General features: G+C 73.2%; 22 protein-coding genes. 9 read left to right on the top strand and 13 right to left on the bottom strand.

Annotated elements, in window-relative coordinates:
* Window position 1 precedes the first annotated feature (1 nt).
* Window positions 2-601 (bottom strand): HD domain-containing protein, encoded by a 600-nt coding sequence (locus tag BLW57_RS06120; RefSeq protein ID WP_093472704.1) that lies wholly within the window; start codon window positions 599-601, stop codon window positions 2-4.
* A 53-nt stretch (window positions 602-654) separates the two neighbouring features.
* Here BLW57_RS06120 and BLW57_RS06115 point away from each other — a divergent pair, with 53 nt between their 5' ends.
* Together BLW57_RS06115 and BLW57_RS06110 are read left to right on the top strand one after the other, a co-directional pair.
* A complete protein-coding gene (locus BLW57_RS06115; RefSeq protein WP_256339403.1) occupies window positions 655-1317 on the top strand; it encodes a transmembrane-type terpene cyclase in 663 nt (220 codons plus the stop codon).
* Window positions 1318-1509: 192 nt separating this feature from the next.
* Complete coding sequence (locus BLW57_RS06110) at window positions 1510-1866, top strand: cupin domain-containing protein (RefSeq protein ID WP_093480556.1); 357 nt, start codon at window positions 1510-1512, stop codon at window positions 1864-1866.
* 61 nt (window positions 1867-1927) lie between these two features.
* On the opposite strand, the gene BLW57_RS06105 is transcribed toward BLW57_RS06110, so the two are convergent.
* From BLW57_RS06105 to BLW57_RS06085, 5 genes are all read right to left on the bottom strand, one after another.
* The gene (locus tag BLW57_RS06105; RefSeq protein ID WP_093472702.1) at window positions 1928-2899 is read right to left on the bottom strand and encodes an NAD(P)-dependent alcohol dehydrogenase; all 972 of its coding nucleotides are present in this window, start codon (window positions 2897-2899) and stop codon (window positions 1928-1930) included.
* Window positions 2900-3019: 120 nt separating this feature from the next.
* A complete protein-coding gene (locus tag BLW57_RS06100) occupies window positions 3020-3994 on the bottom strand; it encodes a pyridoxal-phosphate dependent enzyme (RefSeq protein WP_093472701.1) in 975 nt (324 codons plus the stop codon).
* A gap of 79 nt (window positions 3995-4073) precedes the next feature.
* Window positions 4074-4907 (bottom strand): class II glutamine amidotransferase, encoded by an 834-nt coding sequence (locus BLW57_RS06095; RefSeq protein ID WP_093472699.1) that lies wholly within the window; start codon window positions 4905-4907, stop codon window positions 4074-4076.
* Between the two features lie 150 nt (window positions 4908-5057).
* Entirely contained in the window at window positions 5058-6353 is a 1296-nt protein-coding gene (locus tag BLW57_RS06090) for a vWA domain-containing protein (RefSeq protein ID WP_256339798.1), read from the bottom strand.
* A gap of 53 nt (window positions 6354-6406) precedes the next feature.
* Window positions 6407-7264, bottom strand: a complete 858-nt coding sequence (locus tag BLW57_RS06085; RefSeq protein ID WP_093472696.1) for an AAA family ATPase — start codon at window positions 7262-7264, stop codon at window positions 6407-6409.
* Between the two features lie 199 nt (window positions 7265-7463).
* Between BLW57_RS06085 and BLW57_RS06080 the strand changes: the two genes are divergently transcribed.
* The 4 genes from BLW57_RS06080 (at window position 7464) to BLW57_RS06065 (ending at window position 10465) form a co-directional block, all read left to right on the top strand.
* On the top strand, window positions 7464-8036 hold the full coding sequence (locus BLW57_RS06080) for a TetR/AcrR family transcriptional regulator (RefSeq protein WP_093472695.1): 573 nt from the start codon (window positions 7464-7466) through the stop codon (window positions 8034-8036).
* A 145-nt stretch (window positions 8037-8181) separates the two neighbouring features.
* Complete coding sequence (locus BLW57_RS06075) at window positions 8182-8862, top strand: ABC transporter permease (protein ID WP_093472693.1); 681 nt, start codon at window positions 8182-8184, stop codon at window positions 8860-8862.
* A complete protein-coding gene (locus BLW57_RS06070; RefSeq protein WP_093472692.1) occupies window positions 8859-9530 on the top strand; it encodes an ABC transporter permease in 672 nt (223 codons plus the stop codon). The genes BLW57_RS06075 and BLW57_RS06070 overlap by 4 nt, the downstream gene beginning before the upstream one ends.
* Window positions 9527-10465 (top strand): ABC transporter substrate-binding protein, encoded by a 939-nt coding sequence (locus BLW57_RS06065; RefSeq protein WP_093480555.1) that lies wholly within the window; start codon window positions 9527-9529, stop codon window positions 10463-10465. Before BLW57_RS06070 ends, BLW57_RS06065 begins: the two co-directional genes overlap by 4 nt.
* Window positions 10466-10471: 6 nt before the next feature.
* On the opposite strand, the gene BLW57_RS06060 is transcribed toward BLW57_RS06065, so the two are convergent.
* From BLW57_RS06060 to rhaI, 7 genes are all read right to left on the bottom strand, one after another.
* Window positions 10472-11626, bottom strand: a complete 1155-nt coding sequence (locus BLW57_RS06060) for a betaine/proline/choline family ABC transporter ATP-binding protein (protein ID WP_093472691.1) — start codon at window positions 11624-11626, stop codon at window positions 10472-10474.
* Window positions 11627-11714: 88 nt separating this feature from the next.
* Window positions 11715-12356, bottom strand: coding sequence for a LutC/YkgG family protein (locus BLW57_RS06055; RefSeq protein ID WP_093472689.1), 642 nt, complete (start codon window positions 12354-12356; stop codon window positions 11715-11717).
* The gene (locus tag BLW57_RS06050; protein WP_093472687.1) at window positions 12353-13840 is read right to left on the bottom strand and encodes a LutB/LldF family L-lactate oxidation iron-sulfur protein; all 1488 of its coding nucleotides are present in this window, start codon (window positions 13838-13840) and stop codon (window positions 12353-12355) included. The genes BLW57_RS06055 and BLW57_RS06050 overlap by 4 nt, the downstream gene beginning before the upstream one ends.
* Window positions 13837-14592 carry a (Fe-S)-binding protein gene (locus tag BLW57_RS06045; RefSeq protein ID WP_093472686.1) on the bottom strand — a complete coding sequence of 252 codons (756 nt, stop codon included), beginning with the start codon at window positions 14590-14592 and terminating at the stop codon, window positions 13837-13839. The genes BLW57_RS06050 and BLW57_RS06045 overlap by 4 nt, the downstream gene beginning before the upstream one ends.
* 71 nt (window positions 14593-14663) lie before the next feature.
* The gene (locus BLW57_RS06040; RefSeq protein WP_093472684.1) at window positions 14664-16139 is read right to left on the bottom strand and encodes a rhamnulokinase; all 1476 of its coding nucleotides are present in this window, start codon (window positions 16137-16139) and stop codon (window positions 14664-14666) included.
* On the bottom strand, window positions 16136-18175 hold the full coding sequence (locus BLW57_RS06035; protein ID WP_093472683.1) for a bifunctional aldolase/short-chain dehydrogenase: 2040 nt from the start codon (window positions 18173-18175) through the stop codon (window positions 16136-16138). The genes BLW57_RS06040 and BLW57_RS06035 overlap by 4 nt, the downstream gene beginning before the upstream one ends.
* A 114-nt stretch (window positions 18176-18289) precedes the next feature.
* Complete coding sequence (gene rhaI / locus BLW57_RS06030) at window positions 18290-19450, bottom strand: L-rhamnose isomerase (RefSeq protein WP_093472681.1); 1161 nt, start codon at window positions 19448-19450, stop codon at window positions 18290-18292.
* Between the two features lie 268 nt (window positions 19451-19718).
* Here rhaI and BLW57_RS06025 point away from each other — a divergent pair, with 268 nt between their 5' ends.
* The 3 genes from BLW57_RS06025 (at window position 19719) to BLW57_RS06015 (ending at window position 23539) form a co-directional block, all read left to right on the top strand.
* Window positions 19719-21236: a sugar ABC transporter ATP-binding protein gene (locus BLW57_RS06025; protein WP_093472679.1), complete on the top strand. Its 1518-nt coding sequence runs from the start codon at window positions 19719-19721 to the stop codon at window positions 21234-21236.
* Between the two features lie 265 nt (window positions 21237-21501).
* On the top strand, window positions 21502-22572 hold the full coding sequence (locus tag BLW57_RS06020) for an ABC transporter permease (protein ID WP_093472677.1): 1071 nt from the start codon (window positions 21502-21504) through the stop codon (window positions 22570-22572).
* Complete coding sequence (locus tag BLW57_RS06015) at window positions 22565-23539, top strand: ABC transporter permease (protein WP_093472675.1); 975 nt, start codon at window positions 22565-22567, stop codon at window positions 23537-23539. The genes BLW57_RS06020 and BLW57_RS06015 overlap by 8 nt, the downstream gene beginning before the upstream one ends.
* The last annotated feature ends 75 nt before the right edge of the window (window positions 23540-23614 follow it).

Raw genomic sequence — 23614 nt, 5'->3', positions numbered from 1 at the left:
GTCACCTTCGGGTGAGGGGGTGGGACACCTGGTACGCCAGCCTACGGTCGGCGCCCTCCCCGATCCGCGTGAGGGTCTCGTCCAGTTCCAGGAACCACTCCCACGGCGTGCGCCCGTCGGCGGCGGCCAGCCGGGCCATCACCAGGTCCTCCAGCTCCGGGACGCGCTTGTTCTTCCAGATCTTGTCGGCCAGGCTCACCAGCAGGTCCTCCACACCGGTGCCGGGTGCCGTCCACGACGCGTGGGTGCCGGCGAAGCGGGCGAGGTGGGCCGGTACGCCGCGCGCCAGCAGCAACTCCCGGCCCGCCGCCTCGTGCAGGGCGCCGGGACCGGACAGCTCGGCCGGGTGCAGGGCCTTGCCGATGTCGTGCGTGGCGGCACCGAACAGCACCGCCTCGGTGTCGAACTCCAGCCGGGGGCAGCGGTGCCGCACCCAGGCCACGAGCTGCGCGGCGACGTCGTGCACCGCCCTGAGGTGGGCCACCAGCCGTGGCGGGGCGTCCGCCGACGTCAGCAGGGCGGCGGCCCGCCCGGGCAGGGGGCGCAGGGCCGGATCCCCGGTGTCGCCCGTCGCGATGGAGGCTGTGTCGATGGCTGTCACCGTGCCAGAGTAATCACCGAGGCGGACAAGGCAGTTGAGCGGCGGAGGTGGGGATGGAGACGGTGCACACGGCGTTTCTGCTCGGCACGGGGGGCCTCTGGACCGTGGCCTACGTGCTGCTGATCCGCACGGGCCTGCGGGAGCGGACCTTCGGCATGCCCGTCGTCGCGTTCGCCACCAACATCAGCTGGGAGTTCATGTTCGCCTTCGTGCGGCCGCCGACGGGGGTGATGCACGTCGTCAACATCGTCTGGTTCTGCTTCGACGTCGCCATCGGCTACACGCTCGTGCGCTTCGGGCGGGCCGAATTCCCCTACCTCCCCCGGTCGTTGTTCCTGCCCGCGCTCCTCGCGCTCCTCGCCCTCGCCTATCCGGGGATGAACTACGCGTCCGAGCGGTTCGACGAGGGCGCAGGCGCCGTCACGGCGTTCGGCAGCAACCTGGCGATGTCCGGCATGTTCCTCGCGATGCTCGCCGCCCGCCGCGGTACCCGCGGCCAGTCCGCGGGCATCGCGCTGGCCAAGCTGCTGGGCACGGTCTGCGCGTCCCTGTCGATGCTCACCGATCCCGGCCTGGAGCCCCGCCACGACAACGCCCTCATGTACTACCTCTACGTCGGCTGCTTCCTGCTGGACGCCGCCTATCTCGGCGCCGTGCTCGCCGTGCGCCGTGCGGAGCGGGCGGTCGCACCGGTCACGGTGACCGTCCCCGCCTGACCGCCGCCCCCGGTCCCGCCGCGGCACCGGTGATCACCCGTCCCTCCCCGGGGTGCGGCCGGCGGCCCCGAGTTGCGGGATCCACCATGAAGTGGTGGGGCACGGCCGGAACACCGGTGCCGTCCGATGCCACCGGGGACGAAGGCCGTCCCCTGGCCGCGGTCGGCGGCCGGAAGGGAGGACACCGTCATGATGCTGGAAGTGAAGACGGTCGCGAAGCCGGACGAGCGGCGCGACTTCCCTCGCGGTCATCTCGAAGCGGTCCACCTGACGGGGCTCGACTTCGCCGTGGGCACCTTCGAGCCGGGCTGGCGCTGGTCGGAGTCGGTGGGGCCGATCGCGGGCACCGCGAGCTGCCGGTTCCCGCACAGCGCCTACGTCGTCCAGGGACGGATGCACTTCCGGATGGACGACGGAGGAGAGGGCGAAGTGGGCCCCGGTGACGTGTTCGTGTGCCCGCCCGGGCACGACGCCTGGGTCGTGGGCGACGAACAGGTCGTCGTGTACGACTTCGCCGGACCCACCGCACAGGACTACGCGAAGGCCTGAGGGAGCCGCCTCGTCCCGTCCCCTGCCCCGCGGTGCCCGTCGCCGCGGGGCTCTCACCTGGCTACACGGTGACGACGATCTTCCCCCGCGCGTGCTCCTCCTCCAGGTGCCGAATGGCCTTTGGCGCCTCTGCCAGCGGATACGTCCGGTCGATCACCGGGGCGAGTTTCCCGGACTCGGCCAGGTCCCGCAGATCGGCCAGCACCGCCTTGCTGGGCGCCGGTCCGACGAGCGGGCGCAGCCGCTGGCGCACGAACGGGGACAGCGCCGCGCCCTTCAGGATGAGGACGGGCGCCCCGAGGAACTGCCCCGAGCGGCCACCGCTGCCGAGGACCAGTGTCCCGGTGGGGGTGAGGGCGCGCCGGAGGGCGGAGATCCCGTGGCCGGCCACGAGGTCGAGGACGACGTCGTACCGCCGCCCGGCGCTGGTGAAGTCCTCCCGCGTGTAGTCCACGATGTGGTCCGCGCCCAGCGTCCGGACCAGATCGGTGTTCCGCGTGCTGCACACGCCGGTCACCTCAGCGCCGAGCGCCTTGGCGATCTGTACGGCGAAGGTGCCCACCCCGCCGGAGGCGCCGTTGACCAGTACGTGCCGGCCCGGCCGCAGCCCGGCCACGTCCCGCAGTCCGCGCAGGGCCGTGTTCCCGGCCAGCGGCAGCGCCGCCGCCTGCTCGAAGGTCAGGGCGGCGGGCTTGCGCTCCACCCAGGCGTCCGGGACGCACACGTACTCCGCGAACGTGCCGTCGACCTCGCCGAACACCTCGTCGCCCGGCTTCAGGCCCCGCACGTTCCGGCCGGCCGCCGTCACCACGCCGGCGAAGTCCCGGCCGCGGATCCGGGCGCGGGGACCGCGTACCCCCAGCGCGAGCCGGGCCACGTACGGGTCGCCGCGCATGAGGTGCCAGTCGTACGCGTTCAGCGACGCCGCCCGCACCCGCACCAGCACCTGGTCGTCGGCCGGGACCGGTTCGTCCACGTCCCTCAGCTCCAGCACGTCCGGTGAGCCGTACCGGTCCTGGACGACCGCCTTCATGGCCTTCTCCCCCCTGCCGTCTACGGGCAGGTTACGGCGGCACCCCCCCGGCCGGACATCGGGGAACCGCCGTAGTCCCGGGGAAGGACAACGGCCCTTGTGTGTAAGGGGCCGACACCGTCAGCCGTCGTGGCCGACGGCGCCCTCCTCGGCGAACGCGACGGCGTCCGCGTGGCCGAAGAGACCGGGGAGTCCGCCGGTGTGCACGAACACGGTCCTCTCGCCCGGCTGTACACCGCCGTCCCGGACGGCGGCGGCCAGCCCGGCCAGGGCACGTCCCGTGTAGGTGGGGTCGAGGACGATCCCCTCGGTACGGGCGGCCAGCCGGAGCGCCTCGGCCACCGGACCGGTCAGCGCCGCGTACCCGCTGCCCACCTGGTCCCGGCGCACCCGCAGCCGGTCCGCAGTGACCTCCTCGCCGGTGTGCGCGCCCGCGAACTCCACCACGGCCGCCGCCGGGTCGGCCAGCGCGCCGACGTCCACGCCCAGCACCGACCCGGTACCCAGGGCCGCGACCAGCCCCGCCATGGTGCCGCCCGAGCCGAGCGCCACCACCGCGGTCCGCAGCCCGGGCACCTGCTCGCGCAGTTCCTCGCCGCAGCGCACATAGCCGCGGGCGCCCAGCACGCTGGAACCGCCGAACGGGATCAGTGCGGGGCGGGCACCGGCCGTCCGCAGCCCGGCGCAGACCTCCGCGGCCGCCGCGTCCAGCCCTGCCTGGTCCACGTCCCCGGCCCAGACGAGCCGCGCCCCGAACAGCCCGTCCAGGGCGAGGTTCCCCGACCGTGAGACGCCGGGCGAGCCGCGCAGCACGAGGACGACGTTCCGACCGAGACGGGCGCCGGCCGCGGCGGTCAGCCGGGCGTGGTTGCTCTGCGGGGCACCGGTCGTCACGACCGTGTCCGCGTCCTCGGCGAGGGCCGCGCCGAGCGTCCACTCCAGCTTGCGGATCTTGTTCCCGCCGCCGCCGAGGCCGGTCAGGTCGTCCCGTTTGATCCACAGGTCGTCCGGGCCGAGCCCGAGCGCGGCGGCGAGCCGGGGTGCCGGTTCGACGGGGGTGGGGAACGTGCCGAGTGGCACGGGCAGCTGGCTCATCCGGAAGGTCCTCGTCAGCGGGCGAACGGGAGACCAGTCGATCACACCGGCGGTGCCGCGTCACACCCCCGAAGGACGGTCATACGTCCCGCGGGGCGAACTCGCGCAGGTAGTCCCCCTCCGGCCGGATGACGCCGTAGCTGCTCTCCGGCATCTCGTTCCAGGCACCGGGCAGGTCGCCCAGGGGTTCCGACACGACCAGGCGGGTGTCGTCGGAGACGTCCCGCAGGAAGTCGACGTCCGGGTGCAGCGCGCGCAGATCACCGATCCTGGAGCTGTGGTAGAGCGAGCGCGCCGGGCCCCGACTGGCGTACCGGAACGCCCACAGTCCCTCGCCATCGGCCACGGCGACCGTCATCTGTACGGGATCGGGCACCCCGTGCTCGCGTCCGACGCGTTCCACGAAGCCCGTCATACGGGCGACGGCGCCCGGAGGGTCGTCGTCGAGCCCGAAGGTGAGCGCCAGATAGAACATCACCTCGGAGTCCGTGGAGCCCTCGATCGACAGGAACAGGCCCGGATCGACCGCGAGGACGAGGTCGCGGCGCAGCTCGTGGAAACCGGCGATCGCGCCGTTGTGCATCCACATCCAGCGGCCGTGGCGGAAGGGGTGGCAGTTCGTCTGCTGCACGGCCGTCCCGGTGGACGCCCTGACGTGGGCGAAGAACAGCGGCGAGCGGACGTGACCGGCGATCTCCCGCAGGTTGCGGTTGCTCCAGGCCGGGCCGATGTCGTGGAACACGGCCGGGGTGTCGGTGTGCTCCTCGTACCAGCCGATGCCGAAGCCGTCCCCGTTGGTCGTCTCCACACCCATGCGCGCGTGCAGGCTCTGGTCGATCAGGGAGTGCTTCGGCCGGTACAGGACCTCGTCGAGGAGGACGGACGTACCCGAGTAGGCGAGCCATCGGCACATGAGACCGCCTTCCGGTGCGGGACGGGCGCTGCCCCGCCACCGTAGGGCGCCGGCCGGCCGGTGTGCTCACCCGCCGGGGGTGAGGCCACCGGTCACGGCCCCGGTCCGGCCGGTGCGCCGACGAGGCGCCCGCGCGCCGAGCCCGCCGCCCTAGGCCGGCAGCAGCCGCTCCGCCAGCGTGCCCAGTTGCCGGGCCGTGCGGCACTCGTGCATCTCGACCAGCTCGGCGTACGCCGGTGCCGCCGAGTCGCCGGTGCCCCACTGGGCCCGCGACTCCGGGTTCAGCCAGCACACGCGCCGGGCCCGGCCTGCCAGCTCGCGCACGGCGGCCAGGTTGGGGTCGCTCATGTTCGTCCGGGCGTCCCCGAGGACGAACACCGTCGTGCGCGGGCCGACCGCGTCGCCGTACCGTTCGGTGAACTCGCCCAGGGCCACGCCGTAGTCGCTGCTGCCGTGCCAGCCGGTGAGCGTGGCCTCCGCGCGGATGCGGGCGCCGAGGCCGTCGGGGTCGGCGCGGCCGTGGTCGAGGAGGTCGGTCACCTCGTCGAGCCGGTTGACGAAGGCGAACACCCGGACCTTGCTGAACTGGTCGTGCAGCGCCTGCACCAGCAGCATCGTGAAGTCGGAGAAGCCCGACACCGAGCCCGACACGTCGCAGAGCAGGACCAGTTCGGGCCGGCCCGGACGCCGCCGGCGCAGCACGGGCCGCATCGGCACCCCGCCGGTGGACAGCGAGGAGCGCAGGGTGCGGCGCAGGTCGATCGTGCCGCGCGCGGCCCTGCGGCGGCGGGCGGCGAGCCGGGTGGCCAGCTTGCGCGCGAGCGGCCGTACGGCCCGGCGCAGCTCGGCCAGTTGGTCCCGGTTCGCGAACAGGAAGTCCACCCGGTCCGAGGTCGGCCGGACGCCGCGCCGTGCGATCTCGTCGCGGCCGCGCCGCTCGGCGACCCGGCGCCGCGCCTCCGCGCCGACCATCCGCCGGAACTCCTCGATGCGCTGCCGGATCTCGTCGTCCAGCAGCCGGTCCGCGAACCCCGAGCCGTTCCCGTCGCGGCCCCGGACATCGGCCCGCACCCGCGCCAACAGGGTCTGCGGACGCAGCCGTTCCAGGGTCTGGTACGCCGACCAGCCGTCCGACTCCGGTGAACTGCCGTACCCGCCCAGTCCGTCGACCGCCTCCGCCGCCAGCCGGGCCATCAGCGCCCGGTCGTCCGCGGCCAGCGCCTCGGCCAGCCGGTCGCGCAGCGCCTCGCGGTCCGCGGGGGCGCCGTCCGGACCGCCGACACCGCGCGGGAAGTACAGGTCGAAGACCGGGTCGAACACCGCCCGTTGCCCCGGGCCGTGCAGCAGTGTCGCGGCCAGTCCCTCGCGCAGCAGTTCCCGGTCCGTGAACCCCAGCGCCTCGGCCGCGCGGGCCGCGTCCACGGTCTCGCCGGTGCCGATCCGCATCCCGTGCCCGCGCAGCGCGACGACCAGCCCGGTGATCCGCTCGGCGGCACCGGTCACAGCGCGTCCAGATCGAGCTTCGCGGCCGCCTTCAGGATGTCGTCCTGATGCTTGAGGATCACTCCGAGACTGTCCCGTACGACCGTCTCGTCCAGGGTGCCGGCGCCCAGGGCCAGCAGGGTCCGCGCCCAGTCCACGGTCTCGGCGACGGACGGCGGCTTGCGCAGGTCCATCGCGCGCAGCGCCCCCACGACCCGGACCACCGACGCGGTCAGCGCCTCGCCGAGGCCCGGAACCTTCAGCCGGACGATCCGCCGCTCCAGCTCCTCCTCCGGGAACCCGATGTGCAGGAACAGGCAGCGGCGGCGCAGCGCCTCGGACAGTTCGCGGCCGGCGTTGGAGGTGAGGACGACGAAGGGGCGGCGGGTCGCGGTGACCGTACCCAGCTCCGGGACCGTGATCTGGAAGTCGCTGAGCACCTCCAGCAGCAGGCCCTCCATCTCGACGTCGGCCTTGTCGGTCTCGTCGATGAGCAGCACCGTCGGCTCGTCGCCGCGGATGGCGGTCAGCAGGGGGCGGGGGAGCAGGAACTCCTCGCTGAAGATGTCCGTGCGGGTCTCGTCCCAGTTCTCGTCGCGGCCGGCGCTGATCCGCAGCAGCTGCTTGGCGTGGTTCCACTCGTACAGCGCCCGGGACTCGTCCACGCCCTCGTAGCACTGGAGGCGCACCAGCCGGGCGGCGGCCACCTGGGCGACGGCCTTGGCCAGCTCGGTCTTGCCCACTCCGGCGGGACCCTCCACCAGCAGCGGCTTGCCCAGGCGGTCGGCGAGGAAGACGGTCGTGGCCACGGCGGGGGAGGCGAGGTAGCCGGTCTCGGCGAGGCGGGCGGCGACGTCGTCGACGGACGTGAACAACGGGGCCTCCGGCGGGGTCGGGGGTACGGGTGCGCACTGCTCCGGCCGTCCGTTCCGACGGCCGCCTCACTATCTAAGCGCTTGTTCAGTCCTCCTGTCACGTGGGAACGGGGGAGGGGGGGGCGGCCGGTCGACCACGATCCCGAGCGGAATACACCGATCGGTTTCCTTTCGTCCGCGGCGCGGTTATCCTCGCCGCATGGCCTCCACCGACAAGCTCTCCCCGCGGGACCGGCTGCTCGACGCCGCGGCCCGGCTGTCCTACCGCGACGGCGTCTCCGTCGGCGTCGAGGCCCTGTGCCGGGAGGCCGGCGTCTCCAAGCGGTCCATGTACCAGCTCTTCGACAGCAAGGACGAGATGCTGGCCGCGAGCCTGGAGCGGCGGATCCCCTGGTACGAGGCCCGCTTCACACACCCCGACGCGGCGGCGGCGTCCCCCCGCGAGCGCATCCTGTACGTGTTCCGGCGGCTGGAGAAGGCCTCCGTCGAGACGGACTACCACGGCTGCCCGTATCTGGCGGCCCTGGTCGAGCTGAAGGACCCCGGGCACCCGGCGAGCCTGGTGGCCCGCGGGGTCAAGGACCGCCTGGCGCGGACCTTCCGTGCCGAGGCCGAGCGCGGCGGCGCCCGCGACCCCGAACGGCTCGCCCGGCAGCTGGTCCTCGTCTTCGACGGCGCCAGCGCGCGGGCCGGCGCCGGCGTCGAGAGCCTGGAGGACGGCCTCGCGACCTCCACGGCGACCGCCCTGCTCGACGCGGCCGGCCTGACGTGAACCGCCCGGGGGCCTGACGCGAGCCGCCGGGAACCCCGCGGTGAAGCGCCCCGGCGCCCGACGTGAGCCGCCCGGCCTGTGGTGACCCACCTGTACGGGTCACCACAACGCGACGAGCCGGCCGGCCGGCCGGTGGAATGGTGGCGTGACCGCGCCTCCGGACGACTGCCTCGCGCGCAACGAGTGGATCTGCGGTGCCTACCTGCGGACCCGCCGCGAGGTCCTGCTCGACGCGGTCCTCCAGCACCTCCAGCTGACCGTGCTGTCCGTCCTCCTCGCCCTGGTCGTCGCCGTGCCGCTCGCGGTGCTGGCCCGCCGCTGGGGCCGGTCGGCCGGCCCGGTGCTCGCGGTGACGACGATCCTCTACACCATCCCCTCCCTGGCGATGTTCTCCCTGCTCCTGCCCCTCTACGGCCTCTCCGCCGGCCTCGTCGTCGCCGGGCTGGTGCTGTACTCGCTCACCCTGCTCGTCCGGAACCTCCTCGCCGGCCTGCGCGCGGTCCCGGAGGAGACCCGGCAGGCCGCCCGCGGCCTCGGCTTCGGCCCCGTCCGGCTCCTGCTCACCGTCGAACTGCCCCTCGCGCTGCCCGCCGCGATGGCCGGGCTGCGCATCGCGACCGTCTCCGCGGTGTCCCTGGTCACCGTCGGCGCGATCGTCGGCTTCGGGGGCCTGGGCAACCTGATCTACTCCGGAATGAACACCTACTTCAAGGCGCAGGTCCTCACCGCGTCCGTGCTGTGCGTGGTGATCGCCGTCGCCGCCGACCTGCTCCTGCTGGGCGTGCAGTGGCTGATCACCCCCTGGGCGAGAGCGGCCCGCGGATGAGCACCCTCGGCGCCACCTGGGACTGGCTCACGGACCCCGCCCACTGGTCCGGCGCCGACGGCATCCGGCACCGGCTGCTCCAGCACCTGCTGCTGACCGTCGTGTGCCTGCTGGTCAGCTGCCTGATCGCGCTGCCCGTCGCCCTGGTCCTCGGCCACCTCGGCAGGGGCGGCACGCTCGCCGTGAACATCTCCAACATCGGCCGCGCCGTCCCCACCTTCGCCGTCCTCGTCCTGCTGCTCCTCACCCCGGTCGGAAACTGGGGCGAAGGCCCCACGGTCGTCGCCCTCGTGCTGTTCGCCGTGCCACCGCTGCTCACCAACGCCTACGTCGGCATGCGCGAGGTCGACCGCGACGTCGTCCGGGCCGCCCGCGGCATGGGGATGACCGGCCGGCAGACGCTGTTCCGGGTGGAACTCCCCCTCGCGCTGCCCATGGTCATGAACGGCGTGCGGATCGCCGCCGTCCAGCTCGTCGCCACCGCCACCATCGCGGCGCTCGCGGGCGGCGGCGGCCTCGGCCGGATCATCACGGCGGGCTTCAACCTCGCCAGCACCCCCCAGGTGGTGGCCGGCGCCCTGCTCGTCGCCGCCCTCGCCCTGGTCGTCGAAGGAGTCTTCGAGATCGCGGAACGGACGGCACCGGCGTGGGCCAGGGGCGGCCGGTGAGAGGCCGCGCGGCCCTGACGGCCGTCCTGCTCACCCTCACCGCCTGCACCACCGGCCCCTCCCTGGAGGACCGGGGCCAGGTCACCGCACCGCCCGGCGACAGCCGCCACCTGACCATCGGCTCGGCCGGCTTCACCGAGAGCGACCTGCTCGCCCAGATGTACGCCCAGTTGCTGAACCGGGCGGGCTACCGCACGTCCGTCCTGACGGTCGCCAACCGGGAGCTGTACGAACCGGCCCTGGAATCCGGCCAGATCGACGTCATCCCCGAGTACGCGGCCACCTTCGCCGACTGGCTGGCCGCCAAGACCCACGGCGCCGACGCGCCCCCGGCCGGCTCGCCCGACCTCGGCGCCACCATGAAGGCGCTGCGCGCCCTCGCCGAGCCCCGCGGCCTCACCGTGCTGCCCGCGGGCCGGGCCGTGGACCAGAACGCCTTCGCGGTCAGTGCCGACTACGCCCGCGAGCACCGGCTGAAGACTCTCAGCGACCTCGGCGCCTCGGGCCTGAAGGTACGGCTCGCGGCCGGCGACGAATGCGTGCAGCGGCCGTACTGCGCACCGGGACTCAAGAAGGTGTACGGCATCGACGTCACCGGGGTCGATCCCAAGGGCGTGGGCACCACCCAGGCCAAGCGCGCCGTGCAGGACGGCCGGGACCAGATGGTGCTGACCACCACCACCGACGCCACGCTCGACCAGTTCGGGCTGGTCCTGCTCGCCGACGACAAGCACCTGCAGAACGCCGACTACGTGGTCCCGGTCGTCAACCGCTCCCGCGCGGGCGGCACCGGCGTCACCAAGGCGCTGGGCAGGCTCGACGACGTCCTGACCACGGCCGACCTGGCCCGCCTGAACGAACAGGTCGACAGCTGGCGGCGGCTGCCCGCCGACGTGGCGCGCGGCTACCTGACGGACAAGGGTCTGCTGAAGTAGCCGGCGTCAGGCGTCCGACACCGAGTCGAACGGCACCTGCCCCCGCGCCACGCCCCGCGCGTCCGCGTCCACCGAACGACGCAGCGCCTCGTGCAGCTTCGCCGGGGTCAGCACCCCGAGGAACCGCGCGCCGTCCAGCACCGCCACCCACCCGGCGTCGTGCTGGAGCATCACCCCGAACGCCTGCTTCAGCGGCGCACCCACCGGCACCCAGGCGGTCATCCGGTGGGCGAGGTCCCCGACCGTCCCGCCCGCCGCCAGTTCGTCGATGCCGGCCCAGCCGTGCAGGTCGCCCCGGCCGTCCAGGACGACCGCCCACCGGGCGCCCTCCGCCCGCAGCCGCTCCGCCGCCCGCCCGGCGGGCTCGTCCGGACGGGCCACCGGGGGCTGCTGCAGATCGTCCGGCTCGATCGCGGTGACCGACAGCCGTTTCAGGCCCCGGTCCGCGCCCACGAAGGAGGCGACGAACGGCGTCGCCGGCGCCCCCAGGACCGCACCGGGGGTGTCGAACTGCTCGATGCGGCCCTGCCCGTACACGGCGATGCGGTCGCCGAGCCGCACCGCCTCCTCGATGTCGTGGGTGACCAGCAGGACAGTCTTGCGCACGGCGGACTGCATCCGCAGGAACTCGTCCTGCAACTGCTCGCGCACCACCGGGTCCACCGCGCCGAACGGCTCGTCCATCAGCAGCACCGGCGGATCCGCCGCCAGCGCCCGTGCCACCCCGACCCGTTGCCGCTGCCCGCCGGAGAGCTGGTCCGGGTAGCGCGGCCCGTACGTCCTCGGGTCGAGCCCGACCAGATCGAGCAGCTCCGCCGCGCGGACCCGGGCCCGCGTCCGCTTCCAGCCGAGCAGCGCGGGCACGGTCGCGGTGTTGTCCAGCACCGTGCGGTGCGGGAACAGGCCGACCTGCTGGATGACGTACCCGATGCGGCGGCGCAGCCGCACCGGGTCGACGGCCGCGATGTCCTCGCCGCCGACGAGGATCCGGCCCGAGGTCGGCTCGACGAGCCGGTTCACCATCATCATGGTGGTCGTCTTGCCGCAGCCCGAGGGGCCCACGAGAGTGACGAGTTCGCCCTCCGACACCTCGAAGGAGAGGTCGTCCACGGCCGTCGTACCGTCCGGGTACCGCTTGGTGACCTGCTCGAACCGGATCATCCCCTCACGCTACGGCGGGGCCGTCCGGGCGTCATCCGCCGTGGCCCGAGTGGCGGACACCGGCACCGGGCCGGGACGGCCCGTCCGGTCAGCCGAGCAGGATCACCTCCAGGGTGCGCGGCCCATGCACGCCCTCGACCCGGTCCAGCTCGATGTCGCTGGTGGCCGACGGGCCGGAAATCCACGTCAACGGGCGGGTCGGGTCGAGCCGTTCGATGGCCTGCGGAACGGAGGCGACGACCTGGTCGGGCACCCCGACCACACAGATGTGGTGGTCCGGGATCAGCGAGATCCGGCGCCGGCCCTGGTCGGGGGAGCCGTCCAGGACGATCGTGCCGGTCTCGGCGACGGCCACGGCACACCCCGTCACCACGCTGCCCACCCGGTCCAGCCGGTGCGGCGTGCTCTCCGCCCGGTCGTGGATCCGCACCGGGTCCGCCGCCGCCAGCCACCCGGGCGGCAGCCCCGGCGGCACCAGCACCTCCTCGGAGCCGCGCGCGGCCAGCAGCCGCATCACCAGCAGCGGCAGCTCCTCCGCGTCGCAGCGGTGCACGATCGCCCGGTAGTCCGCCAGGTTCTCCGCGAGCAGCTCCACCGTCTCCTCGGCCGTGCGCTCCCCGTGCTCGCGCGCGTAGTCCCGCGCCACGGCCCTCTCGTACGGCTCCTCGTCGGGTGCGACATCGGCGAGCGCCCGCCGCACCCGGCCCAGGATCCTTTCCCTGCTGCTCACTTGACGTCGTCCTTTCCCCCGCGGGACCGCTGCCACCAGTCCCGGAACGGCTCGGCCGGCACCGCCGGCAGATCCCGGCTGCCGCTCCACGCCCTGCCCGGGCCCGGCAGGGTACGGGGGTGCAGCCGGCGGGTGCGGGAGGCGAGCCGCTGGCCGGTGCGCAGGGCGCCCGGGTGGGCGAACGCCCAGCCTGCGGCCCGCATGGCCGCCCGTTCGGCCGCGTGCCCCCTGGCGGGCTTGAGCACGACCCGGTTGCCCGCCCGGACCGCCGGTCCGCCCTCCACCACCCGCTCCCGCAGGTGCACCAGCACCTCGGGGATGTCGATGGCGACCGGGCAGACCTCGTAGCAGGCCCCGCACAGGGACGAGGCGTAGGGCAGCGAGGCGTCGATCTCACTGGCCGTGCCCCGCAGTTGGGGGCTGAGGATGGCACCGATCGGGCCCGGGTAGACCGAACCGTAGGCGTGTCCGCCGGCCCGCTCGTAGACCGGGCAGACGTTGAGGCAGGCCGAGCAGCGGATGCAGCGCAGGGCCTGGCGGCCGACGGTGTCGGCGAGGGTGTCGGTGCGCCCGTTGTCGAGGAGCACCAGGTGGAAGGTGTCCGGCCCGTCCCCGTCGGTGGTGCCGGTCCACATGCTCGTGTACGGGTTCATGCGCTCGGCGGTGGAGGAGCGGGGCAGCGTCTGGAGGAAGACCTCCAGGTCCCGCCAGGTGGGCACCACCTTCTCGATGCCGACGACCGAGATCAGCGTCTTCGGCAGGGTCAGGCACATCCGGCCGTTGCCCTCGGACTCCACCACGACGAGCGTGCCGGTCTCGGCGACCATGAAGTTCGCGCCGGAGACGCCGACCTTCGCGCGCAGGAACTTCTCCCGCAGGTGCAACCGGGCAGCCTCGGCGAGTTCGGCGGGTGTGTCCGTCAGACCCTCGGGCGCCGGGCGGCCCCACGCCCCCATCTCACTCGCGAAGATGTCCCGGATCTCACCCCGGTTGCGGTGGATGGCAGGCACCAGGATGTGCGAGGGACGGTCCTTGCCCAACTGGACGATCAACTCGGCGAGATCGGTCTCGTAGGCACGGATGCCCTCGGCCTCCAGGGCCTCGTTCAGCCCGATCTCCTGCGTGGCCATCGACTTGACCTTGACGACCTCGGACTCGCCGGTCGCCCTGACCAGTTCGGCCACGATCCGGTTGGCCTCCTCGCCGTCGGCGGCCCAGTGGACCGTACCGCCCGCCGCCGTCACGGACTCCTCCAACCGCACCAGATACCGGTCGAGATGGCGCAGCGTGTGGTCCTTGATCCGGCGGCCCGCCTCCCGCAGCTCGGCCCAGTCGGACAACTCGCCGACCGCCCGGGCGCGTTTGGTCCGGATGGTGTGGGTGGCGTGTCGCAGATTGCCCCGCAGGGTGGCGTCGTGCACGGCCTCACGCGCGGCCTCGGGAAAGGCCGGAAACGCGGGCATGCCGACGAACGTCGCGCTCATACGGCCGGTTCCTCCTTCGTGCTCGCCAGGATCTCCGCGATGTGGACCGGCCGCATGCCGGTCCGCAGCCGGCTCATCGTGCCGCCGATGTGCATCAGACAGGAGTTGTCGGCCGCGCACAGCACGTCCGCGCCCGTCGACTCGGCGTTGCGCACCTTGTCCGTGCCCATCGCCGCCGACACGTCCGCGTTCTTCACCGCGAACGTGCCGCCGAACCCGCAGCACTCCTCCGCCCCCGGAAGCTCCACCAGTTCCAGTCCCCCGACCGCCGTCAGCAGCCGCCGGGGCCGGTCGCCGAGCCCGAGCCCGCGCAGCCCGTGGCAGGTGGGGTGGTAGGTGACCCGGTGCGGGTAGTACGCCCCCACGTCCGTCACCCCCAGCACGTCCACCAGGAACTCCGTCAGCTCGTACGTCTTCGGCACCACCGCCGCCAGGGTCGCGGCCAGCGAGTCCCCGCGGCCCTCCGCACGTGCCCGCTCGCCCATCCGCGGGTACAGCTCCCGCACCATCGCCCCGCAGGACCCCGAGGGGGTCACGATCGCCTCGTAGTCCCCGAAGACCTCGGCGAAGTGCCGGGCGAGCGGCTCCGCCCCGTGCCGGTAGCCGGTGTTGTAGTGCGCCTGCCCGCAGCAGGTCTGGCCCATCGGGAAGTCGACGTGGACGCCCAGCCTGGTCAGCAGTCTCACCACGGCGCGGCCGGTGTCCGGATAGAGCGTGTCGTTGACGCAGGTCAGGAACAGGGCGACACGCATCGCGGCTCCTCGGGTTCGGTCGTCGGACGAGTGCAGGGTAGTGGGCGGGTACCCTCCGTCGGAGAGCGCTGTCACCGTGCGGCGAGCCGCGCCTCGGCCTCGCGCCAGCGGGCGCCGTTCCCGCGCGGCCTGTACCGGGTCGGCGGCTGGGTGCGGACGAGCAGCCGGCGCATGTCGGCGAGATCGCCGACCAGACCGTGCGCGCGGGCCTGGACGAGGACGTTGCCGAGGGCGGCCGCCTCCGTCGGACCCGCCACCACGGGCAGTCCGCAGGCGTCGGCCGTCAGCTGGCAGAGCAGTGCGTTGCGGGTGCCACCGCCCACCACGTGCACCACGTCCACGGGATGCCCGGCGAGCCGCTGCGCGTCCTCGACGGCCCGCCGGTGCGCCAGCGCCAGCGAGTCGAGGATGCACCGCGTGGTCTCCGCGCGGGTTCCGGGCACGGGCTGCCCCGTCGCCCGGCAGGCCTCGGCGATCCGCTGCGGCATCCGCCCCGGCGCCAGGAACGCCTCGTCCCCCGCGTCCACCACCGAGCGCAGCGGCGGCACGTCGGCGGCCCCCCTCAGCAGCACGTCCAGATCCGGCTCGCCCCAGGCCCGTACGCACTCCTGGAGCAGCCAGAGGCCCATGATGTTGCGCAGGTACCGGACGGTGCCGTCCAGCCCCAGCTCGTTGGTGAAGTTGGCGGCCCGGCTCTCCTCGGTGAGCACCGGCGCGGTCAGCTCCAGCCCGGCCAGCGACCAGGTGCCGGTGCAGATGTAGGCGAAACGCTCGCCGGTGGCGGGGACGGCGGCCACCGCGGAGGCGGTGTCGTGCGAGGCGACGGCCGTCACCGGCACCGGACCGGCGAGGCCCGTCTCCTCCAGCACCTCCGGGCGCAGCTGCCCCGCCGGATCGCCCGGCTGCCGCAGCGGCGGGAACAGGCCGAGGTCGACGCCCAGCCGCTCGGCGACCTCGTACGCCCACGTCCGCGTCCGGGGATCGATCAGCTGGGTGGTCGAGGCATTGGTCAGCTCGGTCCCCTGCTCCCCGGTCAGCCAGTACGTGAGCAGGTCGGGGACGAGCAACGCCCGTGCCGCCCGGGCGAACTGGACGGTCGGGCGGGCGGCCACCAGCTGGTACAGGGTGTTGAAGGGGGCGTACTGCAGACCGGTGGCCGCGTACAGCTCGGCGGCCGGCACGGTCGCCCACACCTTCTCGGCGACGCCCTCCGTGCGGGCGTCGCGGTAGTGCACCGGGTTGCCCAGCAGGGCCCCGTCGGCGTCCAGCAGGCCGTGGTCGACGGCCCAGCCGTCGATGCCGACGGAAGCGAGCCGCCCACCGCTGCGGGTCCCCGCCGCCCGCAGCCCGTCGAGCACCCCCCGGTGGAGAGCGAGGATGTCCCAGCGCAGCCCCTCCGGGAGGCGCACCGGCCGGTTCGGGAACCGGTGCGCCTCGCTCAGCTCCAGCGAGTCCGGGCCCACCCGGCCGACCATCACCCGGCCGCTGGAGGCGCCGAGGTCGACCGCGGCGTACGACCGTGCGCCCGCGTCCACGTCCGCGCTCATCGCAGGAACGCGGCCGCCACACCCGCGTCGACCGGCACGTGCAGCCCGGTGGTGTGCGTGAGCCCGCCGCCCGTGAGCGCGAACACCGCGTTGGCGACGTGCTCGGGCAGCACCTCCCGCTTGAGGAGCGTGCGCTGGGCGTAGAACTCGCCGAGCTTCTCCTCCGGCACCCCGTACACCGCGGCCCGCTGGGCGCCCCAGCCGCCCGCGAAGATCCCGGAACCGCGCACCACACCGTCCGGGTTGACGCCGTTGACGCGGATGCCGTGCTCGCCCAGTTCTGCGGCGAGGAGCCGCACCTGATGGGCCTGGTCGGCCTTGGTTGCCGAGTAGGCGATGTTGTCGGGCCCGGCGAACACGGCGTTCTTGGAGACGATGTAGACGATGTCGCCGCCCAGTCCCTGCGCGGTCATCACCCGGGCCGCCTCCCGCGACACGAGGAAGGACCCGCGGGCCATGACGTCGTGCTGGAGGTCCCAGTCCCGGGCGGTGGTCTCCAGCAGCGGCTTGGAGATCGAGATCCCGGCGTTGTTCACGACGAGGTCGACCCCGCCGAAGGCGAGCACGGCCGCCCGGAACGCCTCGGCGATCCGCTCCTCCGACGTGACGTCCACCTGCACCGCGACCGCCCTGTCCGGCCCGCCGAGCTCCTCGGCGACCCGGGCCGCGCCTTCCGCGTCGAGGTCCGCGACCACCACGCAGGCGCCCTCACCGGCCAGCCGGTGCGCGACGGCCCGCCCGATCCCGCTGCCCGCGCCCGTCACCAGGGCCACCCGGGTGGCCAGCGGCCGGGGCCTCGGCATCCGCCGCAGCTTGGCCTCCTCCAGCGCCCAGTACTCGATGCGGAACTTCTCCGACTCCTCGATCGGCGCGTACGACGACACCGCCTCCGCCCCGCGCATCACGTTGATCGCGTTGACGTAGAACTCGCCGGCCACGCGCGCGGTCTGCTTGTCCTTGCCGAAGGAGAACATGCCCACGCCGGGGACCAGCACGATCGCCGGGTCGGCGCCGCGCATGCCGGGGGAGTCGGGCAGGGCGTGCCGCCGGTAGTAGGCGGCGTACTTCTCACGGTAGGCGCCGTGCAGTTCCGTCAGCCGTGCGAGGGCCTCCTCCAGCGGCGCCGTGGGCGGCAGGTCGAGCACGAGCGGCCGGACCTTGGTGCGCAGGAAGTGGTCGGGGCAGGAGGTGCCCAGCGCGGCCAGGCGCGGGTGCTCGGCACGGGCCGTGAAGTCGAGTACGGCCTCCGAGTCGTCGAAGTGCCCGACCTGCGGCCGGTCCCGGGAGGCGAGGGCGCGGACGTACGGCGCCAGCGCGGTGGCGCGTTGGCGCCGCTCGGCCTCGGGCAGCGCCTCGTAGCCCGCGATCACCGGTCCGAAGGGCTCCGCCTTCCCGCGCTCCGCCAGGAACGCCTCGGCCGTGCGGATGATGTGCAGGGAGTTGCGCTCGCACTCCTCGGAGCTGTCGCCCCAGGCGGTGATCCCGTGCCCGCCGAGGATGCACCCGACGGCCCGCGGGTTGGCCTTCCGGACGGCGGCGATGTCCAGCCCGAGCTGGAAGCCGGGCCGGCGCCACGGCACCCACACCACGCGGTCCCCGAAGCACTCGGCGGTCAGCTTCTCCCCGTCGGCGGCGCAGGCGAGGGCGATGCCGGAATCCGGGTGCAGATGGTCCACGTGCGGGGCGTCCACCAGTCCGTGCATCGCGGTGTCGATGGAGGGCGCGGCCCCGCCCTTGCCGTGCAGGCAGTAGTCGAACGCGGCGACCATCTCGTCCTCGCGCTCGACACCGGGGTACACGTCCACCAGGGCCCGCAGCCGGTCCAGCCGCAGCACGGCCAGCCCGGCCCCGGTCAGCGTGCCCAGGTCGCCGCCGGACCCCTTGACCCACATCAGCTCCACGTCACCACCGGTGACGGGGTCGGTGCCGGTGCCTTTGGCGGAGGCGTTCCCGCCGGCGTAGTTCGTGTTGCGGGGATCGGAACCGAGCCGATGGGACCGGGTGATCAGTGCGGCGGCTTCGGGATGGGTGGGCATGGAGATTCCTCAGCTCCTCGGATGACAGGGGGTTCGAAGGGGGACGCGGGTACCCTGGCGGCCGGATCCGTCCGGCGCGCGGCCGCCGAGGCGACAGGGCGACGGGGCGTGCGCCTAGGCGCCCCAGCCGGCCTGCCGACCCCCGACCCGCTCGGCGACGACCTTCTCGGCCCACCCCGACCGCCGGTACGCGGCCAGCGGATCGGGGTCGAGCCCCATCTCCTCGCGCACCTCCCGCAGCAGCGGCCGTACATCGGTGTTGTACGCGTCCATGAGCACGGCGTTCGCGTCGAGGACCTCGCCCGCGGCCTGAGCCGCGGCCAGCGCCGACCGGTCCACCAGCAGCGCCTTGGCCGTCGCCTCCTGCACGTTCATCACCGAGCGGATGATCGCCGGGATCTTCGCCTCGACGTTGTGGCACTGGTCGAGCATGAACGCGACCCGCGCGGACAGCCCGCCGCCGCGCACCACCTCGTACATGATCCGGAACAGCTGGAAGGGGTCGGCGGCCCCCACCATCAGGTCGTCGTCGGCGTAGAACCGCGAGTTGAAGTCGAAGCCGCCGAGCTTCTCCTCCCGCAGCAGCGTCGCCACGATGAACTCGATGTTGGTGCCGGGTGCGTGGTGTCCGATGTCGACGACGACCTGCGCCTTCGGCCCGAGCGTCAGGCAGTGCGCGTACGCCGTGCCCCAGTCCGGTACGTCCGTCGTGTAGAAGGCCGGCTCGAAGAACTTGTACTCCAGCAGCATCCGCTGTCCGTCGCCGAGCCGTGCGTACACCTCGGCCAGTCCCTCCGCGAGCCGGTCCTGCCGGGCGCGGATGTCGTCCTGGCCGGGATAGTTGGTGCCGTCCGCGAACCACAGCTTCAGATCGCGGGAGCCCGCGGCGTCCATGATGTCCACGCACTCCAGCAGGTGGCCGAGCGCCTTGCGGCGCACCGCCGCGTCCGGATGGCAGATGCTGCCGAGCCTGTAGTCGTCGTCCTGGAAGGTGTTGGAGTTGACGGCGCCCAGCCGTACACCGCGCTCCTCGGCGTACTTCGCCAGTGCCGTGTAGTCGTCGACCCGGTCCCAGGGGATGTGCAGGGCGACGGTCGGGGCCACGCCCGTGAACTCGTGCACCTTGGCGGCGTCCTGGAGTTTCTCCTGGGCCGTGCGCGGCACACCGGCCTGGGCGAACACCTTGAATCGGGTTCCCGAGTTCCCGTACGCCCACGACGGCGTCTCGACGGCCTGGGTCTTGAGCGCGGCCTTCACCGCGGCGAGGTCGGTCACTTCAGGGCTCCTGTGAGGTCAGGCGGAACGACTGAGCTTGTGAAACGATTCAGAACGGAAGCTAGGTGTCGTTCCGGAGGGTGTCAAGCACTCCGGCCCACACGGTTGCTTGTGACTCCGCCGTGACGCTCCGGCATGGAAAGGTTTTCGGCGTGGACCCATTGACGTGGCCCGGCGGTGATGCCTACGGTCCCGGCAATCCATTTGAAACCTTTCACGACGCCGTGAGGGCCCCGGGCCCGTTCGGCGATGTCGTCGAGGAGTCCCCATGACCCACCCGCCTGACACGGGACCGGCCCCGGTGCTGGCACTCGCGGGCGTCTCCAAGTCCTTCGGTGCCGTGCGCGCCCTCCGGGACGTCTCGCTGGAGCTGCTGCCCGGCGAGGTGCACGCCCTCGCCGGTGAGAACGGCGCGGGCAAGTCGACCCTGATCAAGACCCTCGCCGGCGTGCACCGGCCGGACGCCGGCCAGGTGCTGCTCGACGGGGCGCCGGTCGTCTTCCACGGCCCCGGCGATGCCCGTGACGCCGGCATCGCCGTGATCTACCAGGAGCCGACGCTCTTCCCGGACCTGTCGATCGCCGAGAACATCTTCATGGGCCGCCGGCCCCGGCGGTCCCTCGGCCGCATCGACCACAAGGCCACCCACGGGGCCACGGCCGCCCTGATGAAACGCCTCGGCGTCGATCTCGACCCCGACCGGCCCGCCCGCGGCCTGTCCATCGCGGACCAGCAGATCGTGGAGATCGCCAAGGCGCTCTCCTTCGACGCCCGGGTCCTGATCATGGACGAGCCGACGGCCGCCCTGACCGGCAGCGAGGTCGCCCGGCTCTTCGGAGTCGTGCGCACCCTGCGCGATCAGGGCGCCGCCGTGCTGTTCATCTCGCACCGGCTGGAGGAGATCTTCCAGATCTGCGGGCGGGTGACGACGCTGCGCGACGGCGCCTGGATCGCCGGCGAGCCGCTCGACGGGATGACCGAGGACGACCTGGTCCGCCGGATGGTCGGCCGCGACCTGGACGAGCTGTATCCGAAGCAGGACGTCACCCCCGGGGAGACCGCGCTCAGCGTCCGCCGGCTGACCCGTGAGGGCGTCTTCACCGACGTCTCCTTCGAGGTGCGGCGCGGCGAGATCGTCGGCCTCGCCGGGCTGGTCGGCGCCGGCCGTACCGAGGTCGCCCGCGCCGTGTTCGGCGTCGACCGCTGGGACGCCGGGGAGGTCGAGGTCGGCGGCCGCCGGCTCACCAACGGGGCCCCCTCCACCGCGATGGCCGCGGGACTCGCCCTGGTCCCCGAGGACCGGCGCGCCCAGGGCCTGGTGATGGACATGTCCATCGAGCGGAACATCGGCCTGACCGGGCTGCGCACGACCGTCAAGGGCGGACTCATGAACCCGCGCGCCGAACGCAGCCGTTCCCTGGACTGGGCGGTGAAGCTCCAGGTGAAGTACGCCCGGATCGCGGACGCCGTCTCCACGCTGTCCGGCGGCAACCAGCAGAAGGTCGTCCTCGCCAAGTGGCTCGCCACCCGCCCCGAGGTGCTCATCGTGGACGAGCCGACCCGGGGGATCGACGTCGGCACCAAGGCCGAGGTGCACCGGCTGCTGTCCCAGCTCGCCGCCGACGGTGTGGCGGTGCTGATGATCTCCTCCGACCTGCCCGAGATCCTCGGCATGGCCGACCGGGTGCTCGTCATGCACGAGGGCCGGATCACCGCCGAGATCCCGCGCGCCGCGGCCACCGAGGAGAGCGTGATGGCGGCGGCCACCGGGAGGGCGGCCGCATGACAGCCGCAGCGCGGGCCGCCTGCCGGACGGCGGCCGCCGAGGGGGCTATCCGCCGGACGGCGGCCGCCGAGGGGACGTCCCGCGGTACGGCAGCCGTAGCGGGGGCCGCTTGCCGGACGGCGGCCGCCGAGGGGGCTTCCCGCGGTACGGCAGCCGTAGCGGGGGCCGCTTGCCGGACGGCGGCCGCCGAGAGGGCTGCCCGCCGTATGACAGCCGTAGAGAGGGCTGCCCGAATGATCCCGACCGCCGACCGGAGGGCCGCCGTATGACGGTGACCACCCCGAACCCGACCCCCGTCGCCGACGCGCCCCGCTCCAGCGGCACCCGGCTCGTGGACCGCGTCTTCAGGATGCGCGAACTCGCCATCCTGGTCGTCTTCCTGGTGATGATCGCGGCCACCCAGGCGGGCAACAGCCAGTTCCTGTCCGAGCAGGGCATCAAGGACCTGCTGCTCAACGCGACGATCCTGGTGCTGGTCGCCACCGGGCAGTCCCTCGTCGTCATCACCCGCAACGTGGACCTGTCGGTCGGCTCCACCCTCGGGATCAGCGCCTTCGCCGCCGGCTCCTACCTCCAGGGCGGCGGGAACGCGGTCGTCGCGATCCTCCTCGCCGTCCTGCTCGGCATCGGGTTCGGACTGCTGAACGGCCTGCTCGTCAGCCTCGGCCAGGTGCCCGCGCTGGTCGTCACGCTCGGCACCCTGTACATCATCCGCGGGATCGACTCGATCTGGGTCGGCTCACGGCAGATCACGGCGGCCGATCTCCCGGGCGGCTTCGTCGACCTCGGCTCCGCAGGCGTCTCGGCGGTGCCCTGGCTGGCCGTCATCGCGCTGGCGGCGCTGGTCGCGACCGCGTACTTCCTCAAGCACTACGACAGCGGGCGGGAGATGTACGCCCTCGGGTCCAACCCGGAGGCCGCGCGGCTCGCCGGCATCCCTGTGCGCAAGCGGCTCCTGGCCGCCTACACCTTCTGCGGCGCCCTCGCCGGACTCGCGGGCGTCCTGTACCTGGCCCGGTTCGGCAACGTCGACTCCGGCACCGGCAACGGCTACGAACTCACCGTCGTCAGCGCGGTCGTGGTCGGCGGCATCGCCTTCACCGGCGGCGTCGGCAGCGTCTACGGCGCCGCCCTCGGCGCCCTGCTGCTGACCTCCATCAACAGTGTGCTGCCCGCCCTCGGCGTCAGCTCCGTGTGGGTGCTCGCGATCAACGGCGTCCTGCTGCTGCTCGCCATCGCCGTCGACCGGGTCGTGGCGCTGCGTGTGGCCGCCGCCCTGAAGAAGAAGTCGGCCCTGAGGAGGACCGCCATGGCGAAGGAGACCTCCGGTGCCTGAGTCGCTCACCCGCGCTATCCGCTGGGACACCGTCGTCGGCGCCCTCCTGATCGTCCTGCTGCTGCTCTCCTTCGGGTTCGTGGACGGTTTCGGCAACGCCCTCAACCTGTCGTTCCTGCTCGGCAACACGCTCCCGATCGCGCTGATCGCCCTGCCGATGACCCTGCTCGTCGTCTCCGGCGAGATCGACCTCTCGGTCGCGTCCACGGCCGGGCTGTCCGGTGCCGTGATGGGCAGGCTCTGGAACGAGGGCATGGCCATCGAGACGATCGTCCCGCTGTGCCTGCTCCTGGGCGTGGGCTGCGGGCTGGTCAACGGACTGCTCGTCACCCGGCTCGGGCTGCCGTCCCTCGCCGTCACCATCGGCACGCTCGCCGCCTACCGGGGCATCGCACAGATCGTGCTCGGCTCCGACGCGGTGACCGACTTCCCCGTCCAGTACCAGGAGTTCGCGGCCGGCCGCCTCGGCACGACCTTCCTGCCGCAGGCCTTCCTGCCCTTCCTTGTCCTGCTCGCCGTCGCGGTCGTCGTCCTGCACGCGACCCCGTTCGGCCGGTCGCTGTTCGCCATCGGGGCGAGCGAGGAGGCGGCACGGTTCGCGGGCGTCCGCGTCAAGCGCGGCAAGCTGATCCTCTTCGTCGCCACCGGCCTGATGTCCGCGCTCACCGGCGTCTTCTGGGCGCTGCACTACGCCAGCGCCCGCTACGACAACGCCACCGGGCTGGAGCTCTCCGTCGTGGCCGCCGTGCTGCTCGGCGGCATCGACTTCGACGGCGGCAGGGGGACCCTGGGCGGCGCGATCGCCGGTGTCTTCCTGCTGGGCGCGCTGCAGAACGTGATGAGCCTGCTCAACGTCTCCGCGCAGTCGCAGATCGTCGTCACCGGCGTGCTGCTGGTGATCTCCGTCCTGGCGCCGCGGGTCGCGCGGCAGATCTCCCTCGCCCGGGCGGCCGGCTCCAGCGGTTAGGCCGTCCGCCGGCCGCGGGCCCACCGCGGCAGGCGGACGTCTCCCGCGGCGGAGCCGCCTGTTCCGACCAGTCCC

Origin of the sequence: Streptomyces sp. 1222.5, assembly GCF_900105245.1 — a bacterium.
Taxonomy (GTDB): domain Bacteria; phylum Actinomycetota; class Actinomycetes; order Streptomycetales; family Streptomycetaceae; genus Streptomyces; species Streptomyces albidocamelliae.
Note: the sequence above shows the minus strand (reverse complement) of the source record. Positions and strands in the feature narration are given on the sequence as shown.